This is a genomic window from Streptomyces sp. NPDC006610, from assembly GCF_040611575.1.
Lineage (GTDB): Bacteria > Actinomycetota > Actinomycetes > Streptomycetales > Streptomycetaceae > Streptomyces.
Genome location: NZ_JBEXOP010000013.1, coordinates 46,014 through 62,669, shown reverse-complemented (window position 1 = coordinate 62,669; position 16,656 = coordinate 46,014). Strand labels below are relative to the sequence as shown.

The window sequence follows — 16,656 nt, the reverse complement described above, 5'->3', positions numbered from 1 at the left end:
CTGAAGGTCCCATGCCCCCCACGCTCGCCTCACTCGTCCACCACTCCGCGCTCAAACTGACCGTGCGGGCCGGTGGGGACCGCCTGGACGTGCCCGTGCGCTGGGCCCACGTCAGTGAGCTGGCCGATCCCGTGCCCTACATGGAGGGCGGCGAGCTGCTGCTGATCACCGCGCTGAAACTGGACGCGGAGGACCCGGAGGCGATGCGCCGGTACGTGAAGCGGCTGGCCGGGGCGGGCGTGGTCGGCCTCGGGTTCGCGGTCGGCGTCAACTACGACGAGATCCCGCAGGCCCTGGTCGACGCGGCGGAGCGCGAGGGACTGCCGCTGCTGGAGGTGCCCCGCCGCACCCCGTTCCTCGCCATCACCAAGGCGGTGTCGGCCGCGATCGCCGCCGACCAGTACCGGGCGGTGACGGACGGGTTCGCCGCCCAGCGGGAACTGACCAGGCAGGCGCTGAACGACGGCCCCGAAGGGCTGCTCGGGGCGCTCGCCGCGCAGGTCGACGGGTGGACGGCGCTGTACGACGCCTCGGGCGCCGTCGTCGCCGCCGCGCCGGAGTGGGCCGGCCGCCGTGCCGCGCGCCTGACGTCCGACGTCGAACGGCTGCGGGAGCGGCCCGCGCCGGCCAGCTCCGTGGTGGGCGTGCCGGACCGGGACGACCGGGTGGAACTGCACACCCTCGGCACCGGCCGCCGTCCGCGCGCGGCCCTCGCCGTCGGCACCGCCGCCGCCCTCGGCACCGCCGAACGCTACGCCGTGCACTCCGCCATCGCCCTGCTCACCCTGACGACGGAACGCTCCCGCTCCCTGCACGCCGCCGAGCAGCGGATCGGCGCCGCCGTGCTGCGGATGCTGCTGGCGGGCGAACCGGACCACGCCCGCACGGTGGCCGGCGGCCTGTACGGCGACCTGCTGGACGCGCCCTTCCGGATCGTCGTCGCCGAGTGCGCGTCGGGGGCCGCCGGGCTCGCCGGGCTGGCCGAGGCGGTGGAGACGGCGGCGGCCCGGTCGGGGGAGGCGGTGCTCGCGGTGCCGGAGAGCGACGGCGAGCGCCTGGTGGTGCTGGCGACGGACGGGGGCGCGGTGATCGAGGCGTGCGGGGAGTACGCGGCCGGGCTGGAGGTGGGCCGGGCGACGGGCGAGGGCACGGGCGGCGGCGAGGAGGACGGCCTGGTCGTGGGCCTGTCGGCGCCGGCCGGGCCGATCGCCGCCGGGTCCGCGTACAGACAGGCGGTCCAGGCGCTGTCGGTCGCCCGCCGCAGGGGCCGCGTGCTGGTGGAGCACGAACATCTGGCGGCCGGCTCCGTGCTGCCGCTCCTCGCGGACGACGCCGTACGCGCTTTCGCGGACGGCCTGCTGCGGGCGCTGCACGACCACGACGCCACCGGCCGCGGCGACCTGGTCGCCTCCCTGCGCGCCTGGCTGTCCCGGCACGGCCAGTGGGACGCCGCGGCCGCCGACCTGGGCGTCCACCGCCACACCCTGCGCTACCGGATGCGGCGCGTGGAGGAGATCCTGGGCCGCTCCCTGGACGACCCGGACGTCCGGATGGAACTGTGGCTGGCGCTGAAGGCGACGTCGGCCGAGCAGTAGCCGGTGGCCCCCGGCCGCTTACGTCCCGCGACTGGGCCAATACGGCGCATCCCCCGCCCGCACTGCTACGCATCGGACAAGCGACCCTTCGCGCCCCGCGCCCTACGGTTGACCCGACAGAGCAGCACAGGAACACCCAACGCGGAAGGGCACGGGCTTCGACCATGACCTCCACCCACGCCTTCTGGCTCGCCGGACGCCAGGCCACCGGCGAGGACAGCTTCGACGTCACCTCCCCGTGGGACGGCCGGCTCGTCGGAACGGTGAGCGTGCCGACCGACGCCCAGGTCGAGGAGGCCGTGGCCGCCGCGTACGCCGTGCTGGACGAGTTCGCCGCCACCCCGGCCCACGTCCGCGCCGCCGCACTGGACCACGTCAGCCGGCGGCTCGCCGAGCGCACCGAGGAGATCGCGCGGCTGATCTCCGCCGAGAACGGCAAGCCGGTCAAGTGGGCCCGCGGCGAGGTCGGCCGCGCGGTGTCCGTGTTCCGCTTCGCCGCCGAGGAGGCCCGGCGCTTCAACGGCGGCGAGGCCCAGCGCCTCGACACCGACCTCGGCGGCCAGGGCCGGCTCGCCCTCACCCGGCGCTTCCCGAAGGGCGTCGTCCTCGGCATCGCGCCGTTCAACTTCCCGCTCAATCTGTGCGCCCACAAGGTCGCCCCGGCCATCGCCGCCGGCGCCCCGATCGTCCTCAAGCCCGCCCCGGCGACCCCGCTGTCCGCCCTGGTCCTCGGCGAGCTGCTGGCCGAGACCGAGCTGCCGGCCGGCTCCTGGTCGATCCTCCCGGTCCCGAACGACCGCATGCCCGCCCTGGTCCAGGACGAGCGCCTGCCGGTCGTCTCCTTCACCGGCTCCGAGAAGGTCGGCTACGCGATCATGGACTCGGTGCCGCGCAAGCACTGCACCCTGGAGCTGGGCGGCAACGGCGCGGCCGTCGTCCTCGCGGACTGGGCGAGCGACGAGGACCTCGACCGGGCCGCGCACCGCATCGCGACCTTCTCGAACTACCAGGGCGGCCAGTCCTGCATCTCCGTGCAGCGCGTGATCGCCGACGCGTCGGTCTACGACCGTCTCCTGCCCCGCATCGTCGCCGCCGTCGAGGCCCAGGTCACCGGCGACCCGTCCGACGACGCCACCGACGTCGGCCCGCTGGTCAGCGAGGCCGCCGCCCAGCGCGTCGAGGCGTGGGTCGACGAGGCCGTCGCCGCGGGCGCGAAGCTCCTCACCGGCGGCAAGCGCGAGGCCGCCTCCTACGCGCCCACCGTCCTCACCGACGTCCCCGCGAGCACCACCCTGGCCTGCGAGGAGGTCTTCGGCCCGGTCCTCACGGTGCAGAGGGTCGACGGCGAGGCCGAGGCGTTCGCCGCCGTCAACGCGTCCAAGTACGGTCTGCAGGCCGGCGTGTTCACCCACGACCTGCAGACCGCCTTCCGCGCCCACCGCGCCCTGGAGGTCGGCGGCGTGGTCATCGGCGACGTGCCCTCCTACCGCGCCGACCAGATGCCGTACGGCGGCGCCAAGCAGTCCGGCGTCGGCCGCGAGGGCGTCCGCTTCGCCATGGAGGACTACACCTACGAGCGGGTCCTGGTCCTGACCGGCCTCGCCCTCTGACCGACACCCCTCGGCCCGACGGCCGGAGCCCACTGTGCGGGGGCTCCGGCCATCGGCGTGTCAGGGGAAGACGTCCTCCGCTGGCTCAGCGGGAGACCTCCACCCGCGCCAGCCGCACCTCCCCGCCCAGCCCGACCCGGACGTCGTGCACGCCCTCGGCGGTGAGCGGCGCCGACACGGTCGTGTAGGCGTACGGGTCCGAGGCGGGCGTGCTCACCGTGACCACGGGTTCCCCGCCGTCCAGGGACAGTTCGATCGTGCCCGCGCCCGCCACCTCGAACGTCACGCCCGTCACCCCCGTGCCGAAGTCGCAGGCCCGGTAGACCAGTTCGGCCGGCCCCGCGCCCGCCGGGGTCACCGCGTCGCCCGACCTCTTCGTGCGGTCGACCAGTTCCGCGCCGGTGTGGTCGTCGAAGTCGGCCGCGGACAGGCCCCGTTCGACGAGCGGGCGCGGGGTCGCCGGGGTGCCGGTGAGGGTGATCGTCGTGCGGAGGCGGACGTCCTCGCTGGAGGCCCCCACGAGGAGGTCGTACGGGCCGGGGTCCAGGCGCCAGGACGAGCGGGACACGTCCCAGAACTCCAGGGCCGACAGGGGGATTTCGTAGGACAGGGTCGTGGTCCGGCCGGGGGACAGGGTCACCCGGCCGTGGGCCAGCAGTTCCCGGCGCGGGCGCGGCGCCGACGGCTGTGCCGCGCGGGCGTACAGCTGCGGGACCTCGTCGGCGGTCACGTCGCCCGTGTTGGTGACCGTGAAGGAGACCTCGACCGTCGTGTCCGTGACCCTCGCCGTCAGGCCGGCGTAGGCGAACTGCGCGTACGACAGGCCGTGGCCGAAGGGGAACAACGGGGCCCCCTCGAAGTACAGGTACGTCTGGCGGCTGCCGATCACGTCGTAGTCGAGGAGGGAAGGGAGGTCCGCGTCCGAGGCGTACCACGTCTGGGGGAGGCGGCCGGCGGGGGAGACGTCGCCCGCCAGGACGCGGGCCAGGGCCGTGCCCGCCGCCTGGCCGCCGTGGGCCGTCCACAGGGCGGCCGGGAGCGGGGACGGGTCGAAGGCGTAGGGGTAGGCGGAGGTCAGGACCAGCACCGTGCGCGGGTTCGCCTCGCGGGCCGCGCGCAGCAGGCGGTCCTGGTGCGCGGGCAGGGCCAGGGTCGTACGGTCCTCGGTCTCGCGGCCGTTGATGTGCGGGTCGTTGCCCGCGACCACCACGACCACGTCGGCGCCGGCCGCCGCCCGGGCCACGGCGTCCTCGCCGCGCTCGATGTGCACGAGTTCGAAGATCTCCGGGGATTCGTCGGCAACCTTCACGCCCTCGGCGGTCACTGAGACATGGCGACCCGTGCCCGTGTGCCGCAGGAGGTGACCGTCGCCATGGGGTTCCAGGCGGAAGGTCTCCTGGACGACCCAGCCACCCGGCTGGTCGGCGGAGGCGCGCACGTAGCCGTCCTCGGCGACGGACAGGTAGCGGCCGTCGGGCGCGCGCAGGGTGAGGACGCCCTCGCCCCAGTCGATGAGGGCCAGCTCGGTGCCGGCGGCGTCGGTGGTCAGCGGGGGCAGGTCCGTGCGGCCTGCCAGCAGCGCCGGGTCGAGGGCGCCCTCCGCGCCGCGTACCGCGCCGGCGGCCTCCGGGGCCCGCGGCACATGGAGGAAGGCGCCGGCCGAGGTGCGCAGGCGGACGCGGTCCACGCCCTCCGCGAAGACGACGTTCTGCGCGCCGAAGCGCTCGCGCAGGCCCTCCAGCGGCGTGCTGCGGTGGATCAGCGTGCCGCTGTACCAGTCGAGCTTGCACTCGTCGGCGAGCAGCCCGGTCACCGCGATCCGGGTCCCGGGGGCGAGCGGCAGGACGCCGTCGTTGCGCAGCAGCACGATCGCCTGCTCGGCCGCCTCCCGTGCGAGCGCGCGGTGTCCGGGGGTGTCGAAGGCGCCGGCCTCGTCGTAGCCGTCGAACTCGCCGAGCCGGAACCGCACCGACAACTGGCGGCGCACGGCCGTGTCCACGTCGGCCTCCGTCAGCAGGCCCCGCTCCAGGGCGCCGTGCACCCGCGCGGTGATCTGCGAGCCGTCGGTGCCGTGGTCGGTGAAGCTGTCGACGCCGGCGGTCAGGGCCGCCGCCGTGGCCTCCTCGTGGGTGTCGAAGTAGTGCTCGTGGTCGACCAGGTTGGTCGGCGCGCCCGCGTCCGAGCAGACGAGCAGGTCGTCGTCCGTCCAGGTCCGCAGCTGCTCCTCCAGGTACGGCGAGAGGTGGTTGGGGCGGCCGTTGACCAGGTTGTACGCCGGCATGACCCCGGCCACCGCGCCCGCCTCGACCGTGTCCCGGAAGGCGCGCAGGTCGTACTCGTGCAGCACCCGCGGACGCACCGACGCCGACGAAGTGGCCCGGTCCGTCTCGTTGTTGTGGGCGAGCCAGTGCTTGAGGACCGGCGCGGTGCGCCAGTACACGGGGTGGTCGCCGCGCAGTCCGCGGGTGTAGGCGGTGGCGATGGCCGAGGTGAGCCTCGGGTCCTCCGAGTAGCCCTCCTCGTTGCGGCCCCACAGCGGATGGCGCAGCAGGTTCACCGTCGGCGACCAGACGTTGAGGCCCACCCGCTCGTCGCGGGCCCGCATCGCGCGCACCTCCTTGGACACGGCGTCCCCGACGCGGCGGACCAGTTCCGGGTTCCAGGTGGCGCCCAGCCCCACCGCCTGCGGGAAGACCGTGGCCGGGCCCATCCACGCCACCCCGTGCAGTGCCTCCTGTCCGGTGCGGAACGCGGCGACGCCGAGCCGTTCCACGGCGGGCGCGAACTGGTGGAGGAAGGCGACCTTCTCGTCGAGGGACAGCCGGGACAGCAGGTCGTCGATGCGCTTCGCGAACGGCAGGTTCGCGTCACGGAAGGGCGGTGCGGGCGGCGTGTGTGCGGTCACGTGGGGTTCCCCTAGCGATGGAGCGGCGCGGCGCTTTCGAAGCGCTTCGATGCTCGATCGACGCGCCCTCGGGTGTCAAGGCATCCCACCGCAACAACTGCGGCAGTTCGCCGACATAGCAAGCCGCAGATGAGCAGGGCCGAAACCTCCGGAGCCCGGAGGAATCTTGGAAGCGACCCTTGTGCACCCCCCGGTGTTCACTTAACCTCGCAGCAACATCGAAGCGCTTCGACTAGCCGGTCCCGGCACCGTGCCCGTGGATCCGCGAACCGCTTCAGCTCAGCCAGTTCCACTACGAGACACCGCAGCCGACGGCTCCACCGCCGGGTGTCCTGGTGCGCCACGAAGGGTTGACGCAATGACGCCGAACGCCGCCTCCTCCTCCGCGCCCAGCCGGAGAAGCTTCCTCGCCTCCACGGCGGTCGCCACCGCGGCCGTGGCCGGCGGGATGCCGCTGCTCGCCGCCTGCGGCGGTTCGGACAGCGGCTCGCGCGAGGGCACCACCTCGGGCAAGGACGCCAAGAAGCTGCTGCCGGCGTACGTGGCCAGCAACGTGGTCGCCCCCGACATCCCCGCCAAGAACGGCTCGGCGGCCGGCTTCACCCGCAAGCTCGACCTCGCGGACCTGAAGACCTCCGTGCCCGAGAAGCTCGGCAAGGGCGGCAAGGTCACCGTCATGTCGCCGTTCTGGGGCTCCCCGCCGAAGGGGGACAACCCCTACTACCAGGGCATGAACGACCTGATCGGCGTCGACGTCCGGTGGCAGAACCAGGACGGCAACACCTACGAGCAGAAGCTCGGCGCGGTCCTGGCCTCCAGCGACGTGCCCGACGTGGTCGTCGTGCCCGGCTGGAACATGAACGGCAAGATACCCTCGGCGATCATCGGCAAGTTCGCCGACCTGGGCCCGTACCTGTCCGGTGACGCGGTCAAGGAGTACCCGAACCTCGCCGCGATCCCCACGGACGCCTGGCGGCGTTCCATCTTCGGCGGCAAGCTGCGCGGCCTGCCGATGCCGTCGCCGTGGGCCCCCAGCATGGTGCCCCTGTACCGCCAGGACATCTTCGACAAGGAGGGCTACGAAGTCCCCAAGTCGTGCGACGAGTTCATGGCGCTGGCCAAGGACATCACCAACGCCAGGGCCAAGCGCTGGGCCTGCCTGGACATGAAGTGGACGGCCTTCCAGGCGTTCGGCGTGTTCAACGGCAGCGAGAAGCCGCTCCACTGGAACCTGGTCGACGGCAAGCTGGTCAACCGCGTCGAGACCGAGGAGTACCTCGAGGCGCTTGAGTGGTCCCGCAAGCTCTTCGAGGCGGGCGTCGTCCACCCCGACTCCGAGATGGGCAAGACCGCCCCCGACCCGGGCCCCAAGTTCGCCAAGGGCGAGTTCCTCGTCTACCCGAACAACATCTCGCAGTGGTGGGGCCGTACCGCCGAACAGGCCACCCAGAACCCCGAGTTCAAGATCTGGGGCATGGACGTGTGGGGACACGACGGCGGCGACCCGACGATGTGGGCCGACCAGCCCGCCGGCATCTTCGCCTTCGTCAACAAGAAGGCCTCCGAGGCGGTCGTCCGCGACGTGCTCGCCGTCGCCAACGTCACCGCGGCGCCGTACGGCACCAAGGAGTACATGATGACCAACTACGGCGTGGAGGGCACCCACTACACCGTCGAGGACGGCGTCCCTGCCAAGACCGACCAGGGCAACATCGACGTGATGAACGCCTACGTCATGGTCGCGAGCCCCGCCCCGACCATCGCCCACCCCGACTTCCCGGAGGTCGCCAGGGGCCAGGTCGAGTGGCAGCAGCGGATGGGCGCCTTCACCAGGAAGTCGTCGTTCTACGGCATGCAGATCACCGAGCCGAGCCGCTACACCAACCTCTCCAACAACTTCGAGCAGTTGGAGGACGACATCGTCCGGGGCCGCAAGAAGATCAGCGACATGCAGCAGGCCGTCTCCGACTGGAAGAGCAAGGGCGGCGACGAACTGCGCGACTGGTACAAGAAGATCCTCGACGAGAACGGCTCCGCGGCCAACTGACCGACTACCGAGGCAAGGAGAACGCCGTGTCCCACAGCACGGTGCCTCGGAGCAGGACCGAGGCCGACACGACGGCGGAGTCCCCGACGACGTCCGACGACGCCGGCGGGGCCCGCCGGAGGAAGAAGACGCCGGGGCAGCTGAGTCTGCGGCACAGGTTCGGGCGCGACCGCGTCCTGCTCCTGATGACCCTGCCGGCCGTCGCCCTGGTCCTGCTCTTCAACTACGTGCCGATTCTGGGCAATGTGGTCGCCTTCCAGGACTACGACCCCTACATCAGCGACAACGGGGTCGTGTCCATCCTGAACAGCCCCTGGGTGGGCCTGGAGAACTTCCAGCGGATCTTCGAGGACTCCGCCTTCTGGCAGGCGGTCCGGAACACGCTGGTGCTGTTCTTCCTCCAGCTCGTGCTGTTCTTCCCGATCCCGATCCTGCTCGCGCTGCTCATCAACAGCGTGGTCAGGCCCCGGGTGCGGGCGTTCGCCCAGGCCGTTCTCTATCTGCCGCACTTCTTCTCGTGGGTGCTGGTGATCGCGGTCTTCCAGCAGCTGCTGGGCGGCGCGGGGCTGCTGTCCCAGCTGCTGCGCGCCCACGGCTACGACGGGCTCGACGTCATGACCGACCCGAGCACCTTCAAGTTCCTGGTCACCGCCGAGACGGTGTGGAAGGACGCCGGCTGGGGGATCATCGTCTTCCTCGCCGCGCTCTCCTCCGTCAGCCCGGACCTGTACGAGGCCGCCGCGATGGACGGCGCCGGGCGCTGGCGCAGGATGTGGCACGTCACGCTGCCCGCGCTGCGCCCGGTGATCGCCCTGCTGCTCGTGCTGCGCGTCGGCGACGCCCTCACCGTCGGTTTCGAGCAGATCCTGCTGCAGCGCGACGCCGTGGGACCGGGCGCGGCGGAGGTGCTCGACACCTTCGTGTGGTGGAACGGCGTGCGCAACCAGGACTTCGGCTACGCGGCCGCCGCGGGGCTCGTCAAGGGCGTCATCAGCATCGGACTGGTCCTGGCCGCGAACAAGGTGGCCCATCTGATGGGCGAGCAGGGGGTGTACAAGAAGTGACCGCGGTCATCGACAAGCAGGTACGGCGCCGCTGGGCCGCACCGCCCCGGCCGGTGTGGGAGGAGCGGCCGAAGCCGGCCGGTCTCGCGGCCAAGGGGCTGGTGCTCGGGATCGCGTGCCTGGCGATCCTCTTCCCGCTGTGGATCGTCGTGGTCACCAGCCTCTCCACCCGCAAGACCATCGACGAGGCCGGCGGCCTGGTGATGGTGCCGAAGGACATCACCTTCGTGGCCTACCAGGAGCTGCTCAGCGGCGGCCAGGTCACCCGTGCGGCGATCATCAGCGTGCTGGTCACGCTGGTCGGCACGGCGTTCTCGATGACGGTGTCGGTGCTGTGCGCCTACGGGCTCTCGCGCAGCGGCTCGCTCGGGCACCGCTGGATCCTGATGCTCCTGCTGGCCACGATGTTCTTCAGCGCCGGCCTGATCCCCACCTACCTCCTGGTGCAGACGCTCGGCCTCACGGACACCTACCTGGCGCTGATCCTGCCGAGCGCGGTGAGCGTGTTCAACATCCTGGTCCTGCGCGGGTTCTTCATGGGCATCTCGCAGGAACTGGTGGACAGCGCGCGCATCGACGGGGCCGGCGACTTCCGGATCCTGTGGCAGATCGTCCTGCCGCTGTCGCGGGCGGTCATCGCGGTGATCACGCTGTTCTACGCGGTGGGGTACTGGAGCGCCTGGTTCAACGCGTCGCTGTACCTGAACGACCAGGACATGATGCCGCTGCAGAACGTCATGATCCAGCTGGTGCAGAAGCAGGAGGCGCCGGTCGGACTGGGACAGGCCATCAAGACCGGGCAGTTGTCGGGGCTGGCGGTGCAGATGGCGGTCATGGTGATGGCGTTGCTGCCGGTCGCCGTGCTGTCGCCGTTCGTGCAGCGGCACTTCAAGAAGGGGATGCTCACCGGCGCGGTCAAGGGCTGAGGCCCGCGCGGGCGCCGGCACGGGCCCGCGCCCCAGAGGTACGTCCACTTTCCCCATCCGTAGAGCGAGGTATGTCATGCGCACGTCCAACCTCAGCAGGCGCGCCGTCCTGGCCGGGTCCGCCGCCGTCGCCGCTGCCAGCGCCCTCCCGCTGCGGGCGCACGCCGCCGAGGCGGCCGCCGACGCCCCCGCCTACCGCTGGCGCAACGTCGTCATCGGCGGCACCGGATTCGTCACCGGCCTGCTCTTCCACCCCTCCGTGCGCGGGCTCGCCTACGCCCGCACCGACATCGGCGGGGCCTACCGGTGGGACGAGCGGCGGGCGCGCTGGATCCCGCTCACCGACCACCTCGGATGGGACGACTGGAACCTCCTCGGCGTCGAGGCCATGGCCGTCGACCCGGCGCATCCCGACCGGCTCTACCTCGCGCTCGGCACCTACGCGCAGCCCTGGGCCGGCAACGGCGCCGTGCTGCGGTCCGAGGACCGGGGCCGGACCTGGGCGCGCACCGACCTCACGGTCAAGCTCGGGGCCAACGAGGACGGGCGCGGCTGCGGCGAGCGGCTGCTGGTGGACCCCCGGGACAGCGACACCCTGTGGCTCGGCACCCGGCACGACGGGCTGCTCAGGTCCACCGACCGGGGCGCGACCTGGGCGCCCGTGTCCGGATTCCCGGCGACGCCGAGCGCCACCGGACAGGGGATCACCCTGCTCGTGGCCGCCGGGCGGGCCGTGTACGCCGGGTGGGGCGACGGCGGCGACGCCAACCTCTACCGCACGCTGGACGGCGCCACCTGGCAGGCCGTGCCCGGACAGCCGTCCGGCAGCTTCGCCAAGGTGCCGGTCAGGGCCGCCTACGACCGGCACACCCGCGCCCTGTACGTCACCTACGCCGACGCACCCGGCCCCAACGGCCAGACCGACGGCAGCGTGCACCGGCTGGCCACGGCGAGCGGGACCTGGACCGACGTCACGCCGGCGAAGCCCGACGGCGCCGGGGACTCCTTCGGCTACGGCGGCGTCGCCGTGGACGCGCGCCGGCCCGGGACCGTCGTGGTCTCCACCAACAACCGCTGGGCCGCCGTGGACACCCTGTACCGCTCCACGGACGGCGGACGCAACTGGACGTCCCTGAAGGACGCCGCCGTCCTCGACGTGTCGGAGACGCCCTACCTCAAGTGGGGCGCGGAGCCGAAGTTCGGCTGGTGGATCCAGGCCCTCGCCGTCGACCCGTACGACTCCCGGCACATCGTGTTCGGCACCGGCGCCACCGTCTACGGCACCCGGGACCTGGAGCACTGGGCGCCGCAGATCCGCGGCCTGGAGGAGGCCTCCGTACGGCAGCTGATCTCGCCGCCCACCGGTGAGGCGCACCTGATCAGCGGGCTCGGCGACCTCGGCGTGATGTACCACGAGCGGCTCACCGCCTCCCCGTCCCGCGGCATGGCCTCCAACCCCGTGACCGGGACGTCGACGGGGCTCGCGCAGGCCGCGGCCAGGCCGGCGTACGTCGTCCGCGCCGGCTGGGGCGACCACGGCAACGGGGCGTACTCGCACGACGGCGGGCGCAGCTGGGCCCCCTTCGCCGCCCAGCCGTCCCTCGCCAAGGACGCGCCGGGGCCGATCGCGGCCAACGCCGACGGCAGCGTGCTGCTGTGGTCCTTCGTGCACTGGGACGGCACCAGGCACCCGGCGCACCGCTCCGCCGACAACGGGGCCACCTGGAGCGAGGTCCCCTCCTTCCCGAAGGGCGCCACACCGGTCGCCGACCCGGCCGACCCGCAGCTCTTCTACGCGTACGACACCGACACGGGCACCCTGTTCGCCAGCACCGACGGAGGCCTCACCTTCACCGCCCGCGCCACCGGACTGCCCTCCGGCGACACCCAGTTCAAGGTGGTCGCCGCCCCCGGCCGCTCCGGCGACCTGTGGCTGAGCGCCAAGTGGAACGGGCTGTACCGGTCCACCGACGGCGGGGCCGCCTTCACCAAGGTCGACAGCTGCTGGGCGTCGTACGCCCTCGGCTTCGGCAAGGCCGCCGAGGGAGCGGACTACCCGGCGCTCTACCAGGTCGGCGCCGTCGACACGATCACCGCGATCCACCGTTCCGACGACGGGGCGAGGACCTGGACGCGGATCAACGACGACGCGCACCAGTGGGGCTGGACCGGCGAGACCATCACCGGCGACCCGCGCGTGTACGGCCGGGTGTACGTCGCCACCAACGGGCGCGGCATCCAGTACGGGGAGCCCGTCCGATGACCGCCCGGCCGGGCCTCGGGGACGCGACCCGCGGCGGGCTCCTGTTCGGCGGCGACTACAACCCCGAGCAGTGGCCCGAGGAGACCTGGCACGAGGACGTCCGTCTGATGCGGGAGGCCGGCGTCAACTCGGTCACCCTCGGCGTCTTCTCCTGGGCGAAGCTCGAACCCCGCCCCGGCGAGCGGGACTTCGGCTGGCTGGACCGGCTGATGGACCTGATGCACGACCACGGCATCGGCGTCGTCCTCGCCACCCCCACCGCATCCCCGCCCCCGTGGCTCGGCCGGCTGCACCCCGACACCCTGCCCCGCGACGCCGACGGCCGCGTCGAACTGTGGGGCGGACGCCAGCACTTCTCCCACTCCAGCGCCACCTACCGCCGCCACGCCGCCGCCGTCACCGAGGACCTCGCCGCCCGCTACGGCGGCCACCCCGCCCTCACGATGTGGCACATCAACAACGAGTACTGCACCTTCGACCACGGCGACGAGGCCGCCGCACGCTTCCGCGGCTGGCTCCGGGACCGCTACGGCACCCTCGACGCCCTCAACACCGCCTGGGGCACCGCCTTCTGGAGCCAGGCGTACGACACCTGGGACGGCATCCTGCCCCCGCGCCGCGCCCACTACATGAAGAACCCCGCCCATGTGCTGGACTTCCGGCGCTTCACCTCCGACATGCTGCTGGAGTGCTTCCTCGCCGAGCGGGACATCGTCCGCCGGCACACCCCGCACACCCCGGTGACCACCAACTTCATGCCGCTGTGGCAGGGCCAGGACGCCTGGCGCTGGGCCGAGGAGGAGGACGTCGTCTCCGTCGACCTCTACCCCGACCCGGACGACCCCCTCGGCGCCCAGCACGGCGCCCTGGTGCAGGACATGACCCGCTCGCAGGCGCGGGGCCCGTGGATGCTGATGGAGCAGGCCGCCGGGTCGGTCAACTGGCGCGCGGTGAACCGGCCCAAGCCGCGCGGGCTCAACCGCCTGTGGTCGCTGCAGGCCGTCGCCCGGGGCGCGGACGCCGTCTGCTACTTCCAGTGGCGGCAGTCCCGGCAGGGCGCGGAGAAGTTCCACTCCGCGATGCTCGGCCATGCGGGAGAACAGGGCCGCGCCTTCCGCGAGGTCGTGCGCATCGGCGCCGACCTGGCCCGGATCGCCCCGCACGTCTCGGGCGCCCACACCCCCGGCGACGTGGCGATCCTGCACGACTGGCACTCCTGGTGGGCCGGCGACCACGAGGGCCGGCTCTCCGCCGAGGCCGACCACCCGCGGATCCTGACCGCGTGGCACCGCGCCCTGTGGGAGGCCGGCCTCGCCACCGACTTCGCCCATCCCGCACACGACCTGAGCCGCTACCGCCTCGTGGTCGCGCCGCAGCTGTACCTCCTCACCGACACCGCCGTCGACGGCCTTATCGCGTACGTCGCCGGCGGGGGCGTCCTCGTCTGCGGCTTCCTCACCGGAGCCGCGGACGAGGACGACCGGATCCGCCCCGGCGGCATGGACGCCCGGCTGCGCGACCTGTTCGGCATCCGCGTCCTGCACGAGCGCTGGCCGCTGGCGGCGGGGGAGACCGTCGAGTGCGACGGCTTCCGCGGCACCCTGTGGTCGGAGGAGATCGAGCCCGCCGACGACGCCGACGAGACCGTCCCCTACAAGGGCGGCGAACTCGACGGCATGCCCGCCGTACTGCGCAGGGGCCGTGCCTGGTACGTCTCGACCCTGCCCGAGCCGGACGCCCTGCGCGCCCTGCTCGCCCGCGTCGCCGAGGGCGCGGGAGTCCGCCCGGTCCTCGGCGGCGTCCCCGAGGGCGTCGAGGCGGTCCGCCGAGGTGACCTGCTGTTCCTGCTCAACCACCGCCGCGAGCCGGTCGTCGTCCCCGTCCCGGGCAGCCACCGGGACCTGCTCACGGACACGACGGTGAGCGGCGAGGTCCGCCTGGACCGCTACGGCGTGGCGGTGCTGCGCCCATGACGGACCCGACGACGACCCCACCCGTGCACGGCACCTGGGAGCCCGCCCCGGCCGCCCGCTGGGAGGACGCCTTCCTCAGCGGCAACGGCCGCCACGGCGCCCTGGTGTTCGGTGATCCGAACGTCGACCGGGTCGTCGTCACGCATCACACGCTCGTCCGTCCGGGCCAGGACGAGAACCGCACCCCGCCCCGGCTCGCCGCCGAACTCGCCGCCGTCCAGGACCGGCTGCTGGCCGGCGACCGCGCCGCCGCCGAGGGCTTCACCGACGGCCGGCCGCTGCAATGGGTACGGCCCTTCCACCCGGCCTTCCAGCTCCGCCTGGACCGCGCCCCGGACCACGCCGGCCACCGCTACCGCCGCGCCGTCGACTTCACCACCGGCGAGGCGGTCGCCGAACGCGGCGACTGGAGCAGCCGCGTCTTCGTCTCCCGCGCCGACGACGTGATCGTCCAGCGGGTCGCCGCCCGGCACCTCACCCTCGACGTCCGCCAGGACGCCCGCCTCCCCGGCGCCCCCGCCGCCCTGGGCCTCGGCCACGGAGCCGCCCTGACCTCCGAGGGCGCCCTGCTGAGCCTGCGCGCCCGCTACCCCGGCAGCGACCTCGGCTACACCGGCGTCACCCTGCTCGCCGTCACCGGCGGCGCCACCACCCTCGCGCCCCCCGGCGTCCGCATCCGGGGCGCCCGTTCCGTGCTGCTGCTCACCCGGGTGCGCCGGCACACCGGCGAGGCCGACGTCGTCGCCGAGGCCCGCGCCCTGGCCGACCTGCTCCACGGGACGCCGTACGACGACCTCGGCGACGACGGGACACCGGGCGACGCACCCCGGGACGCCACGCCGTACGACGTCCTGCTCGCCCGGCATCTCGGCCGCCACCGCACCGCCTACGCGCGCGTCACCCTCGACCTCGCCGCCGACCCCGCGGAACGGGCGCTGCCCGGCTCGGACCTGCTCGGGCGGCCGGACAGCCCGGCGCTCCTGGAACGCCTCTTCGCCGCCGGGCGCTACCACCTCCTGTCCGCCTCCGGGATGCTGCCGCCCCGGCTTCCCGGACTGTGGACCGGCGACTGGGACACCGCCTGGTCGGGCGCGTTCACCACCAACGCCAACCTCAACCTCCAGACCGCCTCCGCGGCCTGCGCCGCCCTCCCCGAGGTGACCGAGGCGCACGCCGCCCTGATCCACGGCCAGCTGCCCGACTGGCGGGACAACGCCCGCGCGATCTTCGGCGCCCGCGGCGTCGTCGCGCCCTCGCACACCGACGGCGAGTCCGGGCACACCTACCACTTCAGCCGCGAGTACCCGCTGCACCTGTGGACCGCCGGCGCCGACTGGCTGCTGGCGCCCCTCGTCGACCACGACGAGATCCGCGGCGAGCGCGACCCGCGCACCGCCGCCGCGCTCGCCGAGGCCGCCCTGTTCTACGAGGACTTCCTCAGCCGCACCGACGCCGACGGCAGGGTCGTCGTCGTGCCGTCGTACTCGCCGGAGAACCGGCCCGCCAACGCGAGCTGGGGCGCCGTCGACGCGGCGATGGACCTCTCCGCCGCCCGCCACGCCCTGCGCACCGCCGCCGACTACCACCCCGGCACCCCGCACGCCGACCGCTGGCGCGCCCTCGCCGACCGCGTCCCGCCCCACCGGGTCAACGAGGACGGCGCCCTCGCCGAATGGGCCCGCCCCGACCTGGAGGACACCTACGACCACCGCCACCTCAGCCACCTCTACGGCGTCTGGCCGCTCGACGAGATCAACCCCTACGACACCCCGGACCTCGCCCGCGCCGCCCACCGCGCCCTCGAACTGCGCGGCTGCGAGAACGACTCCGCCCACGGCCACCTGCACCACGCCCTGGTCGCCGCCCGGCTGCGGGACGGCGAACGGGTCGCGCACGCGCTCGGCCGGGTGCTGACCGGCGACTACTTCCACGCCTCCCTGATGAGCGCGCACTACCCGAAGCGCGACGTCTACAACGCCGACGCCGCGCACGCCCTGCCCGCCGTGCTCATCGAGGCGCTCGTCCAGTCGACGCCCGCCCGGCTGGTCCTGCTGCCCGCGCTCCCGCCCACGCTCGCGGCGGGCGAACTGCGGGGCGTGCGGACCCGGTTCGGCGCACGGATCGACCTGACGTGGTCGCCCGACGGCGTGCGGGCCGTGCTGCGACCGCACCGCACCTGCCGCATCGACCTGTGGACTTCCTCCGGTTCCGAGCCGCTCGACCTCGTCGCCGGAGAAGACCGCGTCCTCACCCTGGGGGCGCGGTGACTCCCC

Annotated in this window: 9 protein-coding genes; 8 read left to right on the top strand and 1 reads right to left on the bottom strand. The window is 73.3% G+C overall.

The window, feature by feature from the left end; genetic code table 11:
* Positions 1 to 11 precede the first annotated feature (11 nt).
* The gene (locus ABZY13_RS13285; protein WP_356629964.1) at positions 12 to 1,595 is read left to right on the top strand and encodes a PucR family transcriptional regulator; all 1,584 of its coding nucleotides are present in this window, start codon (positions 12 to 14) and stop codon (positions 1,593 to 1,595) included.
* Positions 1,596 to 1,759: 164 nt separating this feature from the next.
* Positions 1,760 to 3,205: an aldehyde dehydrogenase family protein gene (locus ABZY13_RS13280; protein WP_356629962.1), complete on the top strand. Its 1,446-nt coding sequence runs from the start codon at positions 1,760 to 1,762 to the stop codon at positions 3,203 to 3,205.
* An 85-nt stretch (positions 3,206 to 3,290) separates the two neighbouring features.
* On the opposite strand, the gene ABZY13_RS13275 is transcribed toward ABZY13_RS13280, so the two are convergent.
* On the bottom strand, positions 3,291 to 6,110 hold the full coding sequence (locus ABZY13_RS13275) for a glycoside hydrolase family 3 C-terminal domain-containing protein (protein ID WP_356629960.1): 2,820 nt from the start codon (positions 6,108 to 6,110) through the stop codon (positions 3,291 to 3,293).
* 358 nt (positions 6,111 to 6,468) lie between these two features.
* On the opposite strand from ABZY13_RS13275, the gene ABZY13_RS13270 reads away from it, so the two are divergent.
* The 6 genes from ABZY13_RS13270 to ABZY13_RS13245 all read left to right on the top strand — a co-directional run bounded on the left by ABZY13_RS13270 (position 6,469) and on the right by ABZY13_RS13245 (position 16,650).
* On the top strand, positions 6,469 to 8,157 hold the full coding sequence (locus ABZY13_RS13270; protein ID WP_356629958.1) for an extracellular solute-binding protein: 1,689 nt from the start codon (positions 6,469 to 6,471) through the stop codon (positions 8,155 to 8,157).
* Positions 8,158 to 8,183: 26 nt separating this feature from the next.
* Entirely contained in the window at positions 8,184 to 9,221 is a 1,038-nt protein-coding gene (locus tag ABZY13_RS13265; RefSeq protein WP_356629956.1) for an ABC transporter permease subunit, read from the top strand.
* Positions 9,218 to 10,147, top strand: a complete 930-nt coding sequence (locus ABZY13_RS13260) for a carbohydrate ABC transporter permease (RefSeq protein ID WP_356629954.1) — start codon at positions 9,218 to 9,220, stop codon at positions 10,145 to 10,147. Before ABZY13_RS13265 ends, ABZY13_RS13260 begins: the two co-directional genes overlap by 4 nt.
* Positions 10,148 to 10,223: 76 nt before the next feature.
* Entirely contained in the window at positions 10,224 to 12,410 is a 2,187-nt protein-coding gene (locus ABZY13_RS13255) for a 1,4-beta-glucanase (RefSeq protein WP_356629952.1), read from the top strand.
* A complete protein-coding gene (locus tag ABZY13_RS13250; RefSeq protein WP_356629950.1) occupies positions 12,407 to 14,383 on the top strand; it encodes a beta-galactosidase in 1,977 nt (658 codons plus the stop codon). The genes ABZY13_RS13255 and ABZY13_RS13250 overlap by 4 nt, the downstream gene beginning before the upstream one ends.
* Positions 14,380 to 16,650 (top strand): glycoside hydrolase N-terminal domain-containing protein, encoded by a 2,271-nt coding sequence (locus tag ABZY13_RS13245; RefSeq protein WP_356629948.1) that lies wholly within the window; start codon positions 14,380 to 14,382, stop codon positions 16,648 to 16,650. The genes ABZY13_RS13250 and ABZY13_RS13245 overlap by 4 nt, the downstream gene beginning before the upstream one ends.
* Positions 16,651 to 16,656 lie beyond the last annotated feature (6 nt).